This window comes from Actinoallomurus vinaceus (assembly GCF_039542055.1).
Classification (GTDB): domain Bacteria; phylum Actinomycetota; class Actinomycetes; order Streptosporangiales; family Streptosporangiaceae; genus Actinoallomurus; species Actinoallomurus vinaceus.
Genome location: NZ_BAABHK010000008.1, coordinates 368876 through 385050 on the forward strand (window position 1 = coordinate 368876; position 16175 = coordinate 385050).

The 16175-nt window shown below is 70.5% G+C and carries 15 protein-coding genes; 8 read left to right on the forward strand and 7 right to left on the reverse strand.

Features of this window, described 5'->3' with window-relative positions; translation table 11 throughout:
- Positions 1-73: 73 nt before the first annotated feature.
- Positions 74-1648, reverse strand: a complete 1575-nt coding sequence (locus tag ABEA24_RS28410; protein ID WP_345434202.1) for a metallophosphoesterase family protein — start codon at positions 1646-1648, stop codon at positions 74-76.
- Positions 1649-1695: 47 nt separating this feature from the next.
- On the opposite strand from ABEA24_RS28410, the gene ABEA24_RS28415 reads away from it, so the two are divergent.
- Both ABEA24_RS28415 and ABEA24_RS28420 read left to right on the forward strand, forming a co-directional pair.
- Positions 1696-2037 (forward strand): metallopeptidase family protein, encoded by a 342-nt coding sequence (locus ABEA24_RS28415; protein ID WP_345434203.1) that lies wholly within the window; start codon positions 1696-1698, stop codon positions 2035-2037.
- A 143-nt stretch (positions 2038-2180) separates the two neighbouring features.
- Positions 2181-3413 (forward strand): MFS transporter, encoded by a 1233-nt coding sequence (locus tag ABEA24_RS28420; RefSeq protein WP_345434204.1) that lies wholly within the window; start codon positions 2181-2183, stop codon positions 3411-3413.
- On the opposite strand, the gene ABEA24_RS28425 is transcribed toward ABEA24_RS28420, so the two are convergent.
- Complete coding sequence (locus tag ABEA24_RS28425) at positions 3410-3679, reverse strand: PspC domain-containing protein (protein ID WP_345434205.1); 270 nt, start codon at positions 3677-3679, stop codon at positions 3410-3412. The two genes, ABEA24_RS28420 and ABEA24_RS28425, sit on opposite strands and share 4 nt — an antisense overlap.
- A 158-nt stretch (positions 3680-3837) precedes the next feature.
- On the opposite strand from ABEA24_RS28425, the gene ABEA24_RS28430 reads away from it, so the two are divergent.
- Positions 3838-4989 (forward strand): acyl-CoA dehydrogenase family protein, encoded by a 1152-nt coding sequence (locus ABEA24_RS28430; RefSeq protein ID WP_345434206.1) that lies wholly within the window; start codon positions 3838-3840, stop codon positions 4987-4989.
- 157 nt (positions 4990-5146) lie between these two features.
- The gene (locus ABEA24_RS28435; RefSeq protein WP_345434207.1) at positions 5147-5542 is read left to right on the forward strand and encodes a DUF7144 family membrane protein; all 396 of its coding nucleotides are present in this window, start codon (positions 5147-5149) and stop codon (positions 5540-5542) included.
- Between the two features lie 256 nt (positions 5543-5798).
- On the opposite strand, the gene ABEA24_RS28440 is transcribed toward ABEA24_RS28435, so the two are convergent.
- Complete coding sequence (locus ABEA24_RS28440) at positions 5799-6203, reverse strand: VOC family protein (protein WP_345434208.1); 405 nt, start codon at positions 6201-6203, stop codon at positions 5799-5801.
- An 88-nt stretch (positions 6204-6291) separates the two neighbouring features.
- Here ABEA24_RS28440 and ABEA24_RS28445 point away from each other — a divergent pair, with 88 nt between their 5' ends.
- From ABEA24_RS28445 to ABEA24_RS28455, 3 genes are all read left to right on the forward strand, one after another.
- On the forward strand, positions 6292-7236 hold the full coding sequence (locus ABEA24_RS28445) for a helix-turn-helix transcriptional regulator (protein ID WP_345434209.1): 945 nt from the start codon (positions 6292-6294) through the stop codon (positions 7234-7236).
- A gap of 270 nt (positions 7237-7506) precedes the next feature.
- Positions 7507-9126: a serine/threonine-protein kinase gene (locus ABEA24_RS28450; RefSeq protein WP_345434210.1), complete on the forward strand. Its 1620-nt coding sequence runs from the start codon at positions 7507-7509 to the stop codon at positions 9124-9126.
- Positions 9127-9207: 81 nt separating this feature from the next.
- Entirely contained in the window at positions 9208-11481 is a 2274-nt protein-coding gene (locus ABEA24_RS28455; protein WP_345434212.1) for an NACHT domain-containing protein, read from the forward strand.
- Positions 11482-11533: 52 nt separating this feature from the next.
- Here ABEA24_RS28455 and ABEA24_RS28460 read toward each other — a convergent pair whose 3' ends face one another.
- On the reverse strand, positions 11534-12112 hold the full coding sequence (locus ABEA24_RS28460) for a helix-turn-helix domain-containing protein (protein WP_345434213.1): 579 nt from the start codon (positions 12110-12112) through the stop codon (positions 11534-11536).
- Between the two features lie 46 nt (positions 12113-12158).
- Between ABEA24_RS28460 and ABEA24_RS28465 the strand changes: the two genes are divergently transcribed.
- Positions 12159-12665, forward strand: coding sequence for a GNAT family N-acetyltransferase (locus tag ABEA24_RS28465; protein ID WP_345434214.1), 507 nt, complete (start codon positions 12159-12161; stop codon positions 12663-12665).
- 9 nt (positions 12666-12674) lie between these two features.
- Here ABEA24_RS28465 and ABEA24_RS28470 read toward each other — a convergent pair whose 3' ends face one another.
- Genes ABEA24_RS28470 through ABEA24_RS28480 form a run of 3 tightly spaced genes read right to left on the reverse strand, consistent with a single transcriptional unit; the run spans position 12675 to position 16153 of the window.
- Complete coding sequence (locus ABEA24_RS28470; RefSeq protein WP_345434215.1) at positions 12675-13121, reverse strand: nitroreductase family deazaflavin-dependent oxidoreductase; 447 nt, start codon at positions 13119-13121, stop codon at positions 12675-12677.
- A gap of 12 nt (positions 13122-13133) precedes the next feature.
- Positions 13134-15197 carry an NAD(+) synthase gene (locus ABEA24_RS28475; RefSeq protein WP_345434216.1) on the reverse strand — a complete coding sequence of 688 codons (2064 nt, stop codon included), beginning with the start codon at positions 15195-15197 and terminating at the stop codon, positions 13134-13136.
- Positions 15194-16153, reverse strand: coding sequence for an SMP-30/gluconolactonase/LRE family protein (locus tag ABEA24_RS28480; protein ID WP_345434217.1), 960 nt, complete (start codon positions 16151-16153; stop codon positions 15194-15196). The genes ABEA24_RS28475 and ABEA24_RS28480 overlap by 4 nt, the downstream gene beginning before the upstream one ends.
- Positions 16154-16175 lie beyond the last annotated feature (22 nt).

Genomic DNA, 16175 nt, shown 5'->3' on the forward strand with positions numbered 1-16175 from the left:
CCCTTGGCGCCTGCCGTCGGGGACTCCGTCAGCATAGGGGACAACCGCCCCAACCACCAAAGTGATTCCCTCCCTACCGCGGACGGCTCGCCTGGGACGGGCGGGGCGAGGGGCTGGCCGGGGTCGGGGTGAGTGGGGTCCCTGAGGGTGTTTGCGCAGGTGAAGGCATTATCGGGCGGTCCGGCTTGGGCTCCAGAGTGCGTTCGATCTGGGCGGAGGTGAGACCTAGGCCACCCAGGCGGATGTCGTCCCAGCCCTGGAGGCGGTGGGTGGCGCGGTTGAAGTACAGGACCGACATCTCGATGGGGGTGGGCTGTTCGTGTTCGAGGCCGCGCATGCCGGCTCCGCCGGTCGAGCCCTGGATGAAGAGGCGGGTGCCGCTCGGCAGGAGCCGGGTGGAGCGCTGGTGGGTGTGGCCGGACATGATGAGTGGCGTGGTGCCGTCGAACGCCTGGCCCTCGTTCGGGTCGTGGGCGAGGACGATGTCGGGGTTCTTGCCGAGGTATTTCAGCCTCTGCACCGCGATCCGGCCGTACCCGAGCATCTCCTGGGCGTTGACCTGGTCCCCGCGGGTGGTCTTGTCGGGGGTGAAGCGCGGATCGGGGGTGCCGAAGATCCGCAGGCCGCCGACGTCCGCGATCTGGTCGTCGAGGACGACGGCGTTCTTCTGGCGGCGTACGCCCTTCTCGATCGCGGTGGAGTCGTGGTTGCCGCGGATGAAGACGTACGGGACCTTGAGCTTGCTGATGCTGTTCGCGAACTTGTCCTCGGTCTTGGTGCCGTGGTCGGTGAGGTCGCCGGTGTCGATGACGACCTGGATGTGGAACTGGCTCACGACCTGGCGGATGACGCCCCAGGCGACCGGGTTGAGGTGGATGTCGGAGACGTGCAGGACGCGGATGGTCGTGGGGTCCGGCTCGTACGTCGGCAGGGTGGACGTGACGTCGTACAGGCGGGACATGTTGCCGACGAGGCGGGCCAGTTGCTCCCGGTAGGCCCCGATGCGCGACACGATCGTCTTGGCGTCGCCGACGACCTGTGGGGCGCTGGCGAGGATGCCGGTGAAGCGCGGCTCGGCGATCGACTCGGGGTTGAACGTCAGGCTGGCGAGCAGGCCGATGACGATCAGGCCGTTGAAGGCGCTGACCGTGCTCCACAACACCCCCCGCCAGCTGCGGAAGACGAGGAGGCCGGCGAGCGCCGCGCAGCCGAGGGCGGCCGCGGTCGCCTTGACCGCCATGACGATGAACGCGTGCCGTACGTCGCCGCCGATCGTGTCGGAGAGGCGGTCGAAGGCCGCGGGGTCATCGATGAGGGTCTTGGCCCGGTCGGGGCGGATCCGGGTCACCTGGGCGTCGATCCGTACGGGGCCGGAGTGGCTGTCCAGGCGCAGCGTGCCCAGCGGGGGGATGTCGATCACCGTGCCGCCGGACATCGAGGGGTGCAGTGCGAAGTCCACGTCGGCGGGGCCGACGTCGGTCTGGGCGTGGCCGCCGGCCAGAAGGCCGATCCAGCCGCCGATCAGGCCGACGGCGATGACCGCCGTGACGCGCCCGGCGAGGCGTACGCGGCGCCGGGAGGTGAACCGCCGCAGTGCGTCGCACCGGGCGGTGAACTGCCGTAGTTCGTTCCATGCTCGGGTCAACACGTTGGTACCTATGCTCATCCGGGCCCTCATCCACGCACAATGACGACGTGATCGATATAACGCGGGCGGAGTTCGAGGATCTGGTCGCCGAGGCGCTCGACACCATCCCTGAGGCTCTCACTACTTTGATGGACAACGTCGTGGTGATGGTCGAGGACGACGCGCCCGAACCGGGGCTGCTCGGGCTGTACGAGGGTGTGCCGCTGACCGAGCGCGGCGACACGTACGCCGGGTATCTGCCGGACCGCATCACCGTCTTCCGCCGGCCGCTGCAGGCGATCTCCCGAACCCGCGATGACCTGGTGAAAGAGGTTCGGGTGACGGTCGTTCACGAGATCGCCCACCACTTCGGTATCGACGATGAACGATTGCACGAACTCGGCTGGTGATCCCGATTGCGCACGTTGGGTCACCTTCTTTGAACGGAGCGTGAGATAATCCGCGCAACCGGCCGTCTGCGGGTGGCGGCCGGACGACGTTCACCGGCAGGGGAGCGCGCGTGGGAAGACATCGGCGGCCGTTCGATCGCCAGGTGACCTATCGGGAGGTTTTCGGAGTCGGTGAGTTCCGCTCGATCTGGCTCGCCCAGACGCTGTCGTACATCGGCGATCAGCTCGCTCAGATCGCTCTCGCGGTGCTCGTCTACAACAACACTCATTCGGCGTTGCGGACCGCGGTCGCGTACGCCCTGACCTATCTTCCATCGATCATGGGCGGGCCGGTGCTGTCGGTGCTGGCCGACCTGCTCCCGCGGCGCCGCGTGATGATCGTCTGTGACGTCGCGCGGACCGGCATCGTGGCGCTCATGGCGTTGCATCGCATGCCGTTCGCGGCGCTGTGCTTTCTGATCTTTTGGACCGTTCTCCTGGGCACGCCCTTCACGGCGGCGCGTGCCGCGTTGCTGTCCGAGGTGCTGCCCGGCGACATGTACGTCGTCGGCTCCGCGATCAACAACATCACCCACCAGCTCACCCAGACGCTGGGCTTCCTCGTGGGCGGGGCGGTCATCTACGCCGTCGGCGCGCACCAGGCCCTCGGGCTCGACGCGGCAACGTTCGCGATCTCGGCGGCCATCCTGCTGGCGGGCGTGCGGCCGCGTCCCGCGCCGCGTCGGGAGGGCCGCAAACGCCCGTCGCTGTGGAGCATCACGGGCCAGGGTGCGCGCCTGGTGTTCGGCGACCGTACGCTCCGGCCCCTGGTGTGCTTCGCGTGGCTGTGCGGGTTCTACGTGCTGCCGGAGGGGCTCGCCGCGCCGTACGCGAGGACGTTCGGTGCGAGCCCCGTGATCGTCGGGTTGCTGATGTCGGCGATGCCGTGCGGCATGGCGGCCGGGGCGTTCGCCTACAGCCGGTTCGTCCGCCCCGAGGACCGCCTGCGGCTCATGGGCTGGATGGCGATGTTGTCGTGCGCGCCGCTGGTCGGCGCGGGGCTGCGGCCGCCGCTGTGGGCGATGATCGTCCTGCTGGCGCTGTCCGGGGTGGGCAGCGCCTACCAGATCGCGGCCAACGCCGCGTACGTCGCCGCCGTGCCGCCCGCCGGGCGTGGCCAGGCGTTCGGGCTGGCGCAGTCGGGCATCCTGGCGAGCCAGGGCATCGGCATCCTGATCGGAGGCGCGCTGACCCAGGCGCTGGGGCCCGAACCCGTCATCGCCCTGGCGGGGATCGCCGGTCTGTCGGCCGCGACGATGCTCGCGATGTCGTGGACGCGGATCAGGGGAGAGGTGATCGCCTCTAGCCAGGAGCGGGCGATGAGCGCCGCCGCCTAGGCTCGCGTCTGCTTGTTGATCAGATCCTGGGCGATCGAGGTCTCCTTGCCCTCCTCCGGGATGATCAGGGTGGCGGCGACGTACAGGAGGATGCCCGCGCCACTGGTCAGGAGGGTGACGACGGCCAGCACGATCCGTACGATCGTCGGGTCGACGCCGAAGTACCGGCCGGCACCGGCGCAGACTCCGGTGATCATGCGCCCGTCGCGGGTGCGGCTGAGACGGCGCGGTTCGCTGCCGTCGGTGTGGAAGGTGTTCTCGCTCATGGTTCGATCGTGCCCGCGGAGGGCTCGGATCGCCATGGGGGCTTGCCCTGAGGCGTCCCTGAGAGCCCCCTGATCGCCGGATCGCCACACCGACGTACGCTTTGCCTGCGAGGCTCCCCTCCGCCGTCTCGGCGTCCGGGAAGACCCTGGGAGGACCGATGGATCTGCTGCGCGTCGACGATCAGCTCACCGATGAGGAGCGCCTGGTCCGCGACACCGCGCGGCGTTTCGCCGCCGACCGGATCGAGCCGCGCGTCGCCGACTGGTTCGAGGAGGGCGTCTTCCCCGTGGCCGAGCTCGCCCCCGAACTCGGCGAGCTGGGGTTCCTGGGCATGCACCTGTCCGGGTACGGCTGTCCCGGGGCCGGCGCGGTCGCGTACGGGGTCGCCTGCCGGGAGCTGGAGGCCGCCGACTCCGGGCTGCGCAGCTTCGTGTCCGTGCAGGGCTCGCTCGCCATGACGGCGATCCACAAGTACGGCTCGGAGGAGCAGAAGCAGGAGTGGCTGCCCCGGATGGCCGCCGGCCGGGCCATCGGCTGCTTCGGGCTGACCGAGCCCGACCACGGCTCCGACCCGGCGAACATGCGGACGCACGCCAAGCGCGAAGGCTCCGACTGGGTCCTGAGTGGCTCCAAGATGTGGATCACCAACGGCTCGATCGCCGACGTCGCGGTCGTCTGGGCGCGTACGGACGACGGCGTCCGCGGCTTCCTCGTACCGCGCGGCACCCGCGGGTTCACGGCCCGGGACGTCCACCGGAAGCTGTCGCTGCGCGCGTCCGTGACGTCGGAGCTGACGCTCGACGACGTACGCGTGCCCGGCGACGCGCTGCTGCCCGGCGTGAAGGGCCTCAGGGGGCCGCTCGGCTGCCTGTCGGAGGCGCGGTACGGCATCGTCTGGGGCGCGGTCGGAGCGGGCCGTACCTGCTACGAGACGGCCGTCGAGTACGCCCGCACGCGTGAGCAGTTCGGCCGGCCGATCGGGGCGTTCCAGCTCACCCAGGAGAAGCTCGCCTGGATGGAGGTGGCGCTGGGCCAGGCGGGCCTGGTCGCCCTGCACATCGGGCGGCTGAAGGAGGCCGGGAAGGTCACGCCGCAGCAGGTGTCGTTCGGCAAGCTCGCCAACGTACGGGCCGCGCTCGACGTCGCCCGCCAGGCCCGCTCGGTCCTCGGCGCGAACGGCGTCACGCTGGAGTACCCCGTGATCCGGCACATGGCCAACCTCGAGTCCGTCCTGACGTACGAGGGGACCCAGGAGATCCACACGCTGGTGCTCGGCGAGGCGATCACGGGCCTGTCCGCCTACCGCTGACCGGCGGCCAAGATCCGGCAAATTGTCGCATATGACCTGATCAGGGGAGCGGCGCCCCGCGTTTGACCTGCGCTCGCGTACGGGAATGTCTGCTGTCGGCGATGGACCGAGTCGGATCCGATCGACCCGCGCACCGCCGCTCCAAGGGAGGTCGGCCATGACCACGCATCGCATGCCGATGACCTCGAGCTGGCTGACATTCGCCGGAATTCTGGCGATCGTGACCGGGATCTTCAACCTGACCGATGGGTTGGTCGCGTTGCTGCGGTCGGACTACTACCTGGTGACCGACCGCGACATCCTCATTCTCAACTTCACCGCCTGGGGGTGGATCTGGCTGATCCTGGGGGCCATCCAGATCATTGTCGGGGTCGGCATCCTCGCCGGCCGGACGTGGGCGCGCGCGGCAGGCGTGGCGCTGGCCGTCCTCGCGGCACTCGGCCATCTGGTGTTCCTCCGAGCGTTTCCGGTGTGGTCGGTCCTCGTCATCGCGATGTCCGTCATCGTCGTGTACGCGCTGACCGCCCCACCCCGAGGTTCCCGGGCCGCCTGACCGCGTCCACCACGGCTTCCGTGTCGGCGTTCCGCCGGGGGAGCGACGCGGCAGGCTTCGGCGACGGCCTTCGGGCCGCTGCCGAGGAGTGGCGTGCGCACGGCTTCGCGGCCGAGCCGTCGCACGCGCTTCGAGCGACTCGTGCCCGTCGCCCGAGACGAAGTGATCACGCCCTGATCCGGGGCCGGGCCCGGCGATCGGAGCCGGCCATGGGCTTCACCGGTGTCCTCCCGCCGGACGGCGGCCGGGAAGTGCGTCATCGGCTCGCGACCTGCAGGTAGTGCTGGTTGTACATGACGCCGAGGACGTTGCCGAAGGGGTCGACCACGGAGGCGGTGACGAAGCCGGGACCGCGCTCGACCGGCTTCTCGTACGCCGTGGCGCCCAGGGACAGCAGCCGCGCGAACGCGGCCTCGACGTCGTCCACGTGCCAGTACGTCACCGCGCCGCCGGCCTCTTCGGGGCGCGGGCGGGGGGCGAAGCGGCTGTCGATGATGCCGAGCTCGTGCTCGTAGTCGCCGACGCGGAACTCGGCGTAGACGAGCGTGCCCTCGACCGGGCGCGTGAAGTACGGCTCGACGCCGAGCAGTTCGGTGTACCAGCGGGCGGCGGCGGTGACGTCGTCGGCGTAGAAGCTGACGGTGGTGAGGCCTCGCAGCATCGGGGGGTCCTTCCTGTTCGGGCGATGTCACCCATGCTTCACGTCAAAGTGCTCATCTTCTGAGCGCTTTGGGGGAGAATCCGGGGGCATGCGCGCCGACCGTCTCGTGGCCGTCCTGCTGTTGATGCAGACCCGTGGCCGAGTGACCGCGGCCGAACTGGCCGCCGAACTCGAGGTGTCGGTCGCCACCGCCCGCCGGGACCTGGAGGCGCTCGCGGCGGCGGGCGTTCCCGTCTATCCACAGCCCGGTCGCGGTGGCGGCTGGTCCCTGGTCGGCGGTGCCCGTACCGACCTCAGCGGTCTGACGGCGGCCGAGGCGCAGGCGCTGTTCCTGCTCGTCGGCCCCGCCGCAGCCGTTTCGGCCGAGGCGAGAGCGGCGCTGCGCAAGCTGATGGGAGCCCTGCCCCGGACCTTCCGGGCCGACGCCCAGGCCGCCACCGACGCGACGATGGTCGACCCCGTCCGCTGGGGCGAACGCGACCGTCCCCGGCCCGCGACGGTCGACCTGCTGCAGACCGCCGTGATCCGCCGCCGCAAGGTCCGCCTCACCTATGCGGGCCGCACCACGGAACCGACGGTACGGCTGGTCGACCCCTGGGGCCTGATCGACAAGGACGACGTCTGGTACCTGCTCGCGGGGACCGACCGAGGACGGCGGACGTTCCGCGTCGACCGGATCACCGAGGCCGAACCGACCGACCGGCCCGCCGAACGCCCCGACGAGTTCGTCCTCACCGCCGCCTGGCAGGAGGTCGTCGAGGAGATCGAACAGCGGCGCTCGCGCACCTGGGCGACGGTGCTCATCGAGGAGCGGTTCGTGCCGATCCTGCGCGACCGGTTCGGACGGCACTGCCACATCGACGGCGAACCCGACCACGGGCGGGTGCGGGTCCACCTCGCCGCTCCGACGCCGCTGGACATCGCCCGTCACCTCGCCGGCTGGGGCGCGCTGGTCGACGTCGTCGAACCCCGCTCCGTACGGCACGAACTCGCCCGCATCGGCGCCGAACTCGTCGGCCGCTACGCCGACTGATCTTCCGGTAGGCCTGACCTGACTTTTCGGCCGTGCCGCGCTGAGCCGATTTACGGTCGAGATCATTTTGTGATCGGAGGCGACCGAACGGCCCTCGACAAGTCAGCGTCAGATTCGCCGGCGGAAACGATCTCGGGTGCCTGCGGCGCTCACCGGATTCTCGGGGAGTTCGTACGGGGGTCCGACTCCGGCCGGCTCCCCTTTGACACGGATCACGCGGGCCGGTTTCTCGATCGAACAGGATGTTTCGGCGGTGTGGAGGCTCACGCGGTGACCAGTCGAGTTCTGCGGCCTGGCGACCCCCGGCGTCTTGGTCCCTACGAGCTGGTGGGACGCCTGGGGCAGGGCGGCCAGGGCGTCGTCTACCTCGCACGACGGGCCGACGATGCCGAGGGCTCCGGTGAATTCCCGCAGCGGCTCGCGGTGAAGATGCTGCGGCAGGATCTGGCGATCGACGACGCGGCGCGCGCCCGTTTCGTGCGAGAGGTCACGGCGGCCAAGAAGGTCGCCCGTTTCTGCACGGCGCAGGTGGTGGACGCCGACGTGACCGGCGACCGCCCGTACATCGTGAGCGAGTACGTCGACGGCCCGTCTCTGCAGCGGCTGATCTCGGAGAACGGCCCACGCGGCGGCGCCGATCTGGAGCGGCTGGCGATCGCGACCGCGACCGCGCTGGTCGCCATCCACGACGCGGGGATCGTGCACCGGGATTTCAAGCCGCACAACGTGCTGATCGGCCCGGACGGGGCGCGAGTGATCGATTTCGGGATCGCCCGTGCCCTGAACGCCGGTTCCTCGGTGTCGAGTCAGGTCTTCGGCACCCCGCCGTACATGGCGCCCGAGCAACTCAAAGGCGGTCTCATCACGACCGCCACCGACGTCTTCGCCTGGGCGTCGACCGTCACCTACGCGGCGTGCGGGCACCCGCCGTTCGGCGATGACACCCTCGACGCCGTCACCGCCCGCATCCTGACCCATGAGCCCTTCCTCGGCGACCTGGAAAGGCCGCTGCGCGATCTCGTCCTCGCCTGCCTGGCCAAGAACCCCGCCGATCGCCCATCGGCCCAGCAGGTGCTGCTGCATCTGCTCCAGCGCCGCGAGGCGTTCGTCGTGCCCACCGGTGCCGCCGGCGAGCCGGCCACCACGGTCATGCTGGCCGAGGGCACCGCGCTCGCCGACCCCGGGAGGACCGATCCGGCGCCCCGCGCACCTGCCGCCGACGCCCGCCCGCGGCCGGCGGACGTACCTCCCGGGAGTGCCACGGCACGGGCACCCGTGGATCTCGGCTCTGACACCTCGCCGCTGCCGCGACAGGTGCCGCCCGAGGACGAGCCCGCGCCCGGCGCGGCGCGGCGCGGCCGTGGCCGGCGGCGCGTGGTCATCCTGTGTTCCGCGGCGGTCGTGGTCGTGGCCGTCGCGGCGACGTTCGCGGTTCGCGGCCTCGCCCATCGGGGGCCTGACCCCACCCAGGCCAAGGCGCTCAACGAACTTCTGGGCTCGCACCTCAACCCGCTGACCGGGAACTCCACGACCTGTGACGACGTCGCCGCCTTGGCCCCGGCGTTCGAGCAGCTCGTCGGGACCCGCGGGCGGGAACTGACCCAGGCGAAGGTCCTGCGGGTCGATCGGCTGCCACAGGGCGCCGATCTGCGGCAGACCCTCGTCGACGCCTACCAGGCGTCGCTCGACGCCGACCAGGCCTACCTCGCGTGGGCCCGGGAGGTGGCGACGAAGGGATGCGGCACCCAGAACGTGCCGCAGACCGATGACTACCAGCGGGCGATCACCGCCGACAACAGGGCCGCCCCCGCCAAGCGGCGGGTCGTCGCGCTGTGGACCCCGATCGCGCAGAAGGCACACCTGCCGATCTACAAGTGGAACGACATCTGATCGTCCCTGGGGAAGCCTCTCGGAAACCCGGTATCGCCTGCCGATATCGGTCACTTTTCGTAGTGTCATCCTCTGTACTCAGTGACCACGAATGTCACGATGACGGTCATGGCGGGGCGAGGCGCCGCGCGGTGGCGCGAAGTGGTGGTCGTGGCGGGCATGGCGGTGCTCGCGGGGCTGGTCGTGGTGGTGACGATGGTCGCCGTAGGTCTGCGGGGCGGGGACCTGTCGACGGCGGCGAACGTCGCCCAGCTGATGTCGGTGGCGCTCGCGGTCCCGCCGCTCGCCGTCGGCCTGATGGTCTGGTGGAGACCCTTCTCGTCCAGGAGGAGTTCCGAGGAGCAGCTGCAGCGGGCGGAGGCGGCACTGCGCGCTCTCGTGAGCGAGCAGTGGCGCGATGAGATCCGGATCCGCGGACTGGACGACATGACCCCGCTCGTGGTCCGGTGGCGGCTCACCGAGCTCGACGCCGCCGGCGATCCGCGACCGCTCCGCGTGTTGCTCCGCCACGGGCGGATCCGCTTCACCGGCCGTACCGACCGGATGGACCGGATGGCCCGTCGCTTCCGTCGCCTGGCCCGGCGGCGGCTGGTGATCCTCGGTGAGCCGGGGATGGGCAAGACCACCCTGGCCGTACTCCTGCTGCGCGAGTTGCTCAAGGATCCGCCGTCGGGCGAGCCCGTGCCCGTGCTGCTGTCGATGACAGGCTGGGATCCGAGAGCCGAGCCGGTGCACCGATGGCTCGCCCGGCGACTCGACGAGAACTACCCGGCGCTGCGGGCAGCCAGTTTCGGACGGGACGCACCGCGCGCTCTCGTGTCCAAACACCGCATCCTGCCGGTCCTCGACGGGCTGGACGAGCTGCCCGAGCATGTTCAGCCCCGGGTGCTGTCGGCGCTGAACGCGGCCGCCACCACGGAGGCGGTCATCCTCACCTGCCGTACAGCGGAGTATCGGCACGTCGTCGAGCTGTCCGGCGGCCACATGCTGGCCGGCGGAGCCGTCATCGAACCTCGCACCGTCAAGGCCGCGGACGCGGCCGCCTACATCAGGAACCGTCTGCCGCCGAGCCGGCAGGCCGACTGGGCGGCGGTGCTGAGCAGCCTGACCGGGAACCCGGACGGTCCGCTCGTACGGGCCTTGTCCACACCGCTCGCCCTGTGGCTGCTCCGGAAGGTCTACATCGATACGCGGCGCGACCCGGCCCCGCTGCGCGACCGGACGCGCTTTCCCACGGCCGACGCCGTCACCGAGCACCTGCTGGACGACCTCGTCGACGCGACGCTGGCGGCCAACCCGCCCGAGCACGACCCCGACGACCCGAACGACTACGACCACCCGTTCCGGCCACTCCGCAGGTGGGACCCTGACGACGCCCGGCGCTGGCTGTCCTTCCTCGCCCACCATATGAGCGAGACCGGAACCCGGGACCTTCAGTGGTGGCGGCTGCATCGCGCGGTGCACCGGCGCTGGGGCACGCTCGGCGGCAAGGTGACCGTCGGCTTGGTCGTCGGCCTCACGGTCGGGCTCACCGGCGGGGTCACGATCGCGCTGACCCGCGCGCTCCACGGCACCTTCGTCGACGCGATGCTCTTCGGCGTGACCGGTGGTCTGATCGGCGGTCTCGTCGGCGGGCTCACCGCCGGGCTGCTGCTGGAACTGCGCGCCGATCCGACGACGGAGCCGGCGTACGCGAATCTGCGGCCGAAGGGCCGGGTCGGGACGCTCCTGGCGAACCTGGCGTTCGGCCTCACGGTGGGGCTGGTCGTCGGCGTCATCACGGCGCTGGCGTTCGAGCTCATCGGCGGGCTGGTCGGCGGCGTTCTCGCCGGCCTGGCCTTCGGCCTGGCCGTCGGCGCGGCGGGCGGACTCACGGTCGGGCTCAGCCGCTGGGCGGCCACGCCCGTCACCGACGCCCAGCCGCAGACGCCCAGTGTCACCCTGCGGCGCGACCTGGAGCTGGTCTCCGTCCGCTCGCTCGCCTTCGGCCTGATGCTCGGGCCCGCCTTCGGCATCGCGGGCGCGGTGGCGCAGGGATTCACCGGACTCATCGCGGCCGTCGAGGCCGGGATCTCCTTCGGGGTCGCGGGCGGTGTCGTGTTCGTCGCCACCTTCGGTTTCACCGGGGCCGGCCCCGTCTATCTCGTCGCCGTGTCGGTGCTGTACGTGCGCCGACGAGTGCCCCGGCGCCTGATGCGCTTCCTCGATGACGCCCACCGGCTGGGGCTGCTCCGCGAGGCGGGACCGGCGTTCCAGTTCCGTCACGCCAAGTTGCAGGACCGCCTGGCGCAGCTGTACGACGCAGGCCCGGCGGGCGGCGACGAGGGGAAGGGCATCGCGGGCCGAAGGTACTGAACGGACTGAGACGGACGAAACAATTCGTTCCGGGGCCGGTCCGCGTGGCTTCTCAGGCGCCTGGGTGGGCTGCGCGGGGACGCATGATGAGCGCGGCGACGTAGTACGTGCACGGCCTGGAGCCCGTGTTGGCGTAGGCATGGGTGACGTCCGCGGCGAAGTAGGCCGAGTCGCCCTCGCTCAGCTCGACGGACGTGTCGGCGATGGTCAGCCGGAGCGTGCCGGACTCGACGACGACGTACTCGTGGGAGCCCGGGGCGTACGCCGGGAACCGGCCGGCGTCGCACTCCGGCGGCAGGGTCGTACGGATCCACTCGAAGTTCACTCCCGGCACGACCGGTGACAGGATCGTCCGCCGCCATCCCCCGCGTTCGTCGATGCTGTCCTGGTCGGCGGCGCGGCGCACGATGACCCGGTTGTCGTCGGGCTGGGCGACGAGATCGGTGAGAGGCACACCGAGGCCGTCCGCGATGCGCGCGAGAACCACGATCGTGGGCGCCTTCTGCCCGCGCTCGACCGAGGACAGCATGCTCACGCTCACGTCCGCTGCTTCGGCCAACTGCTGAAGGGTCAGGCTCCGGTCGTGCCGCAACGCCTGGATGCGCCTGCCCAATACCGCGAGATCCAGCATTCCTCTATAATGTCATTGGATTTCGCTATAGAGAAATGAGCGTATCGTGACAGCTCAGCAGGTGATCATCCGCCCCGTGGCCCACGCGGACCTGAAGGCCGTGGCCGAGATCTTCGCGCACTACGTCTCCCACACCGTGACCACCTTCGAGCAGACCCCGCCGACGGTCGCCGACTGGCAGCAGAAGCTCGACGACCTCACCGCCCGGGGGCTGCCCTTCCTGGTCGCCGAATGGTCCGGCGACGTGGCGGGGTTCGCCTACGCCGGGCCATGGCGTCCCAAGCCGGCCTACCGCCACACGGTGGAGAACTCCATCTATCTCGCGCCGGACCTGACCGGCAAGGGCCTGGGCAGCGCGCTGCTCGGCGCCCTGGTGGACCGGTGCGCCCAGGCGGACATGCGCCAGATGATCGCGGTCATCGCGGACAGCGGAAGCCGGGCCTCGGTCGCGCTGCACGAGCGTTTCGGCTTCACCCACGCCGGCCGGCTGACCGGCGTCGGTCACAAGCACGGCCGCTGGATCGACACGGTGCTCATGCAGCGCGCCCTGTGACGGACGGGCCTACGCGTCCGCGGTGCCGGAGACCAGCCGGAACACCGGATGACGGGATGCCTCGGCGGCGAACTGCTCGTCGGTCGAGTCGAGGGTGACGTCGAAGTACGCGCGGGTGACGGGGACCTCCCTTAGGTACTGCCGAAGAACGGGAACGCTGTCTTCGGGGGCCAGCTCGACGACGCGCAGAGTCTCGCGATGACGCCCTCTGGCGATCTCGACCTCTCCCGCGGCGCGAGCGTTGTGCACCCAGTTGGTGACACCGTAGGCGGCCACCAGCCATCGTTGATCGCCGTTCTGCATGACGTCGACCGGGGTCGAGCGCGGTTCGCCGGTCTTCCTGCCCCGTACGGTCAGAATGTGCCGGTAGTCCTTGCCCCGGCCGAGGCGGGTCATCACCGCGAAAACGAGATTGATGAGCCTCGTGCCCGCTCCGACACGGTAGGTCTTGGCCATCGTCCGCTCCTGTCAGGTCCTCGGCTCTCGGTGCGGTTCGGCGTCAAGATTGTCCCAGCGGGCGAGGTCGCGCAGCCAGGCCCGCGCCGTACCGTCGGACGGCGCGCGCCAGTCGCCGCGCGGCGAGAGGGAGCCACCGGCCGAGACCTTCGGCCCGTTCGGCATCGCTGACCGCTTGAACTGCGCGAACGCGAAGAAGCGGCGGCAGAAGTACTCCAGCCAGTGCCAGATCTCCGGCAGGTCGTAGGCCGCCCGCTTAGGCCCGGGGAAGTTGGGCGGCCAGGCGCCCGCGTCCCGGTCGTGCCAGGCGTGCCAGGCCAGGAAGGCGATCTTCGACGGCCGGAAGCCGTAGCGCAGTACGTGGAAGAGGGTGAAGTCGTGCAGCGCGTACGGGCCGATCTTGGACTCGGTGGACTGCAGTTCCTCGCCCGGCACGAGCTCCGGGCTGATCTCCGTGTCGAGGATCGCGGTCAGCGTCTCGCCGGTCTCCTCGTCGAACTGCCCGCTGCTGACGACCCACCGGATCAGGTGCTGGATGAGCGTCTTCGGCACGCCGGAGTTGACGTTGTAGTGGCTCATCTGGTCGCCGACGCCGTAGGTGCACCAGCCGAGCGCCAGCTCGGACAGGTCACCGGTGCCGAGCACGATGCCCCCGCGCTGGTTGGCCACCCGGAACAGGTAGTCGGTGCGCAGTCCGGCCTGGACGTTCTCGAAGGTGATGTCGTACACCGGCTCGCCGGAGGAGAACGGGTGGCCGAGCTCCCCGAGCATGAGCCGTGCGGTCGGTGTGATGTCGAGCTCGGCCGCGGTGACCCCGAGCGCGCGCATCAGCTTGTGGGCGTTGTCCTTGGTGTGATCGCTGGTCGCGAAGCCGGGCAGGGTGAAGCCCAGGATGTCGCTGCGCGGGCGGCCGGCACGGTCCATCGCCCGGGCGGCGACGATCAGCGCGTGCGTGGAGTCGAGACCGCCGGACACCCCGATGACGACCTTCGGGCCGCCGATCGCCGACAGCCGCTGCTGCAGACCCGCGACCTGGATGTTGTACGCCTCGTAGCAGTCCTGGGCGAGGCGGTCGGGGTCGGCCGGCACGAACGGGAACCGCTCGACCCGGCGCTTCAGCCCGAGGTCCGTCGTCGGCGGGTCGAGCCGGAACGCGACCTGCCGGAAGCCCCCGGTACGCGCGGCGTGGACGCGGCGGTTGTCGTCGAAGCTGCCCATCCGCTGCCGCTCCTGCCGCAGCAGGTCGAGGTCCACGTCGGCCACCGCGTACTGGTCGTCGAGCGGGAACCGGTCGGTCTCGGCCAGCAGGGCGCCGTTCTCGTAGATCATGGTCTGGCCGTCCCAGGACAGGTCGGTGGTCGACTCGCCCAGCCCGGCCGCCGCGTAGACGTACGCGGCGAGGCAGCGCGCGGACGCCGAGCGGCACAGCAGGCGCCGGTCCTCGGCCCGGCCGACCGTGATCGGGCTGCCCGAGAGGTTGGCGAGGACGGTCGCGCCGGCCAGCGCCGCCTCGGCGCTCGGCGGCACCGGCACCCACATGTCCTCACAGATCTCCACGCCCAGCACCAGGCCCGGGACGTCCTCCGCCGCGAAGAGCAGGTCGACGCCGAACGGCACGGTCGCGCCGCCGACGCGGATCGTCCCGCCGCGCTCGTCGTCGCCCGCGGCGATCTGCCGCCGCTCGTAGAGCTCCCGGTAGTTCGGGATGAAGGACTTGGGCGTGATGCCGAGGATCCGGCCGCGGTGCACGATCACCGCGCAGTTGTAGACCCGGTGGCGATGGCGCAGCGGGGCGCCGACGACGAGCACCGTCATCAGCTCCGCCGACCCGGCCACCACGGTCTCGAGCGCCTCCTCGACCTCGTCGAGCAGCGCGTCCTGCAAGAGCAGGTCCTCGATCGAATAGCCGGTCAGGCAGAGCTCCGGGAAGACCGCGACGGCGACCCCCTCCTGCGCGCACCGGCGCCCCTGCCGCAGCACCGCCTCCGCGTTGGCGGGCGGGTCGGCGATGGCGACGTGACCGGTGCACGCGGCGATCCGCGCGAAGCCGTGTTGATAGATCGACCAGAAGTTCACCGGGACTCCGAATCCAGCCAGGGCCTGCGCCCCGGTCCGGTCGGGTGCGTGCCCGTGACGCCCATGACCACCGAGTAGAGGCTGGTCTCCGCGGCGATGAAGAGACGGTTGCGCTTGGCGCCACCCCAGGTGATGTTGGCAACCCTCTCCGGCACGTTGAGCCGCCCGATCAGCGTACCGTCGGGGTCGTAGCAGTGCACTCCGTCGTTCATCGCGGCCACCCAGAGCCGGCCGGCGTCGTCGAAGCGGATGTTGTCGAAGCGGGCCACCCTGCGAGCCGCGGCCTCGGCGAAGATCTCACCGTCGGACAGCGTGCCGTCGTCCCGTACGTCGAAGACCCGGATGAAGCCAGCCCCGGTGTCGGAGACGAAGAGCCGCCGCTCGTCGGCCGAGAAGACGAGGCCGTTCGGGGCACCGAAGCAGTCCGCGACCAGCCGCACCTCGCCGGTGGCGGGATCGACGCGGTAGACGTTGTTGGAGCCGATCTCGCTCTGCGCGCGATAGCCCTCGTAGTCGCTGGTGATACCGAAGTCCGGGTCGGAGAACCAGATCGAGCCGTCGGACTTGACCGTCGCGTCGTTCGGGCTGTTCAGGCGCTTGCCCTGCCAGCGGTCGGCCAGAACCGTGACCGTGCCGTCGTGTTCGGTCCGCGTCACCCGGCGGTTGCCCTGCTCACAGGTGACCAGCCGGCCCTGGCGGTCGAGGGTGTTGCCGTTCGTGTGCCCGGCGGAGCGGCGGAAGACGCTGACGGCGCCGGTCTCCTCGTCCCAGCGCAGCATCCGGTCATTGGGGATGTCGCTCCAGACCACCTGCCGCCAGGCGGGCACGTAGATCGGTCCCTCGGCCCAGCGGCAACCGGTGTACAGGACCTCCAGGTCGACGTCGCCCTTCATGCACAGGCCGGTACGGAACCGGTCGTCGAGCATCTCGTACAGCGCTGGCCGCTCGCTCGTCATGCGGGTCCTTCCTCATCCACGC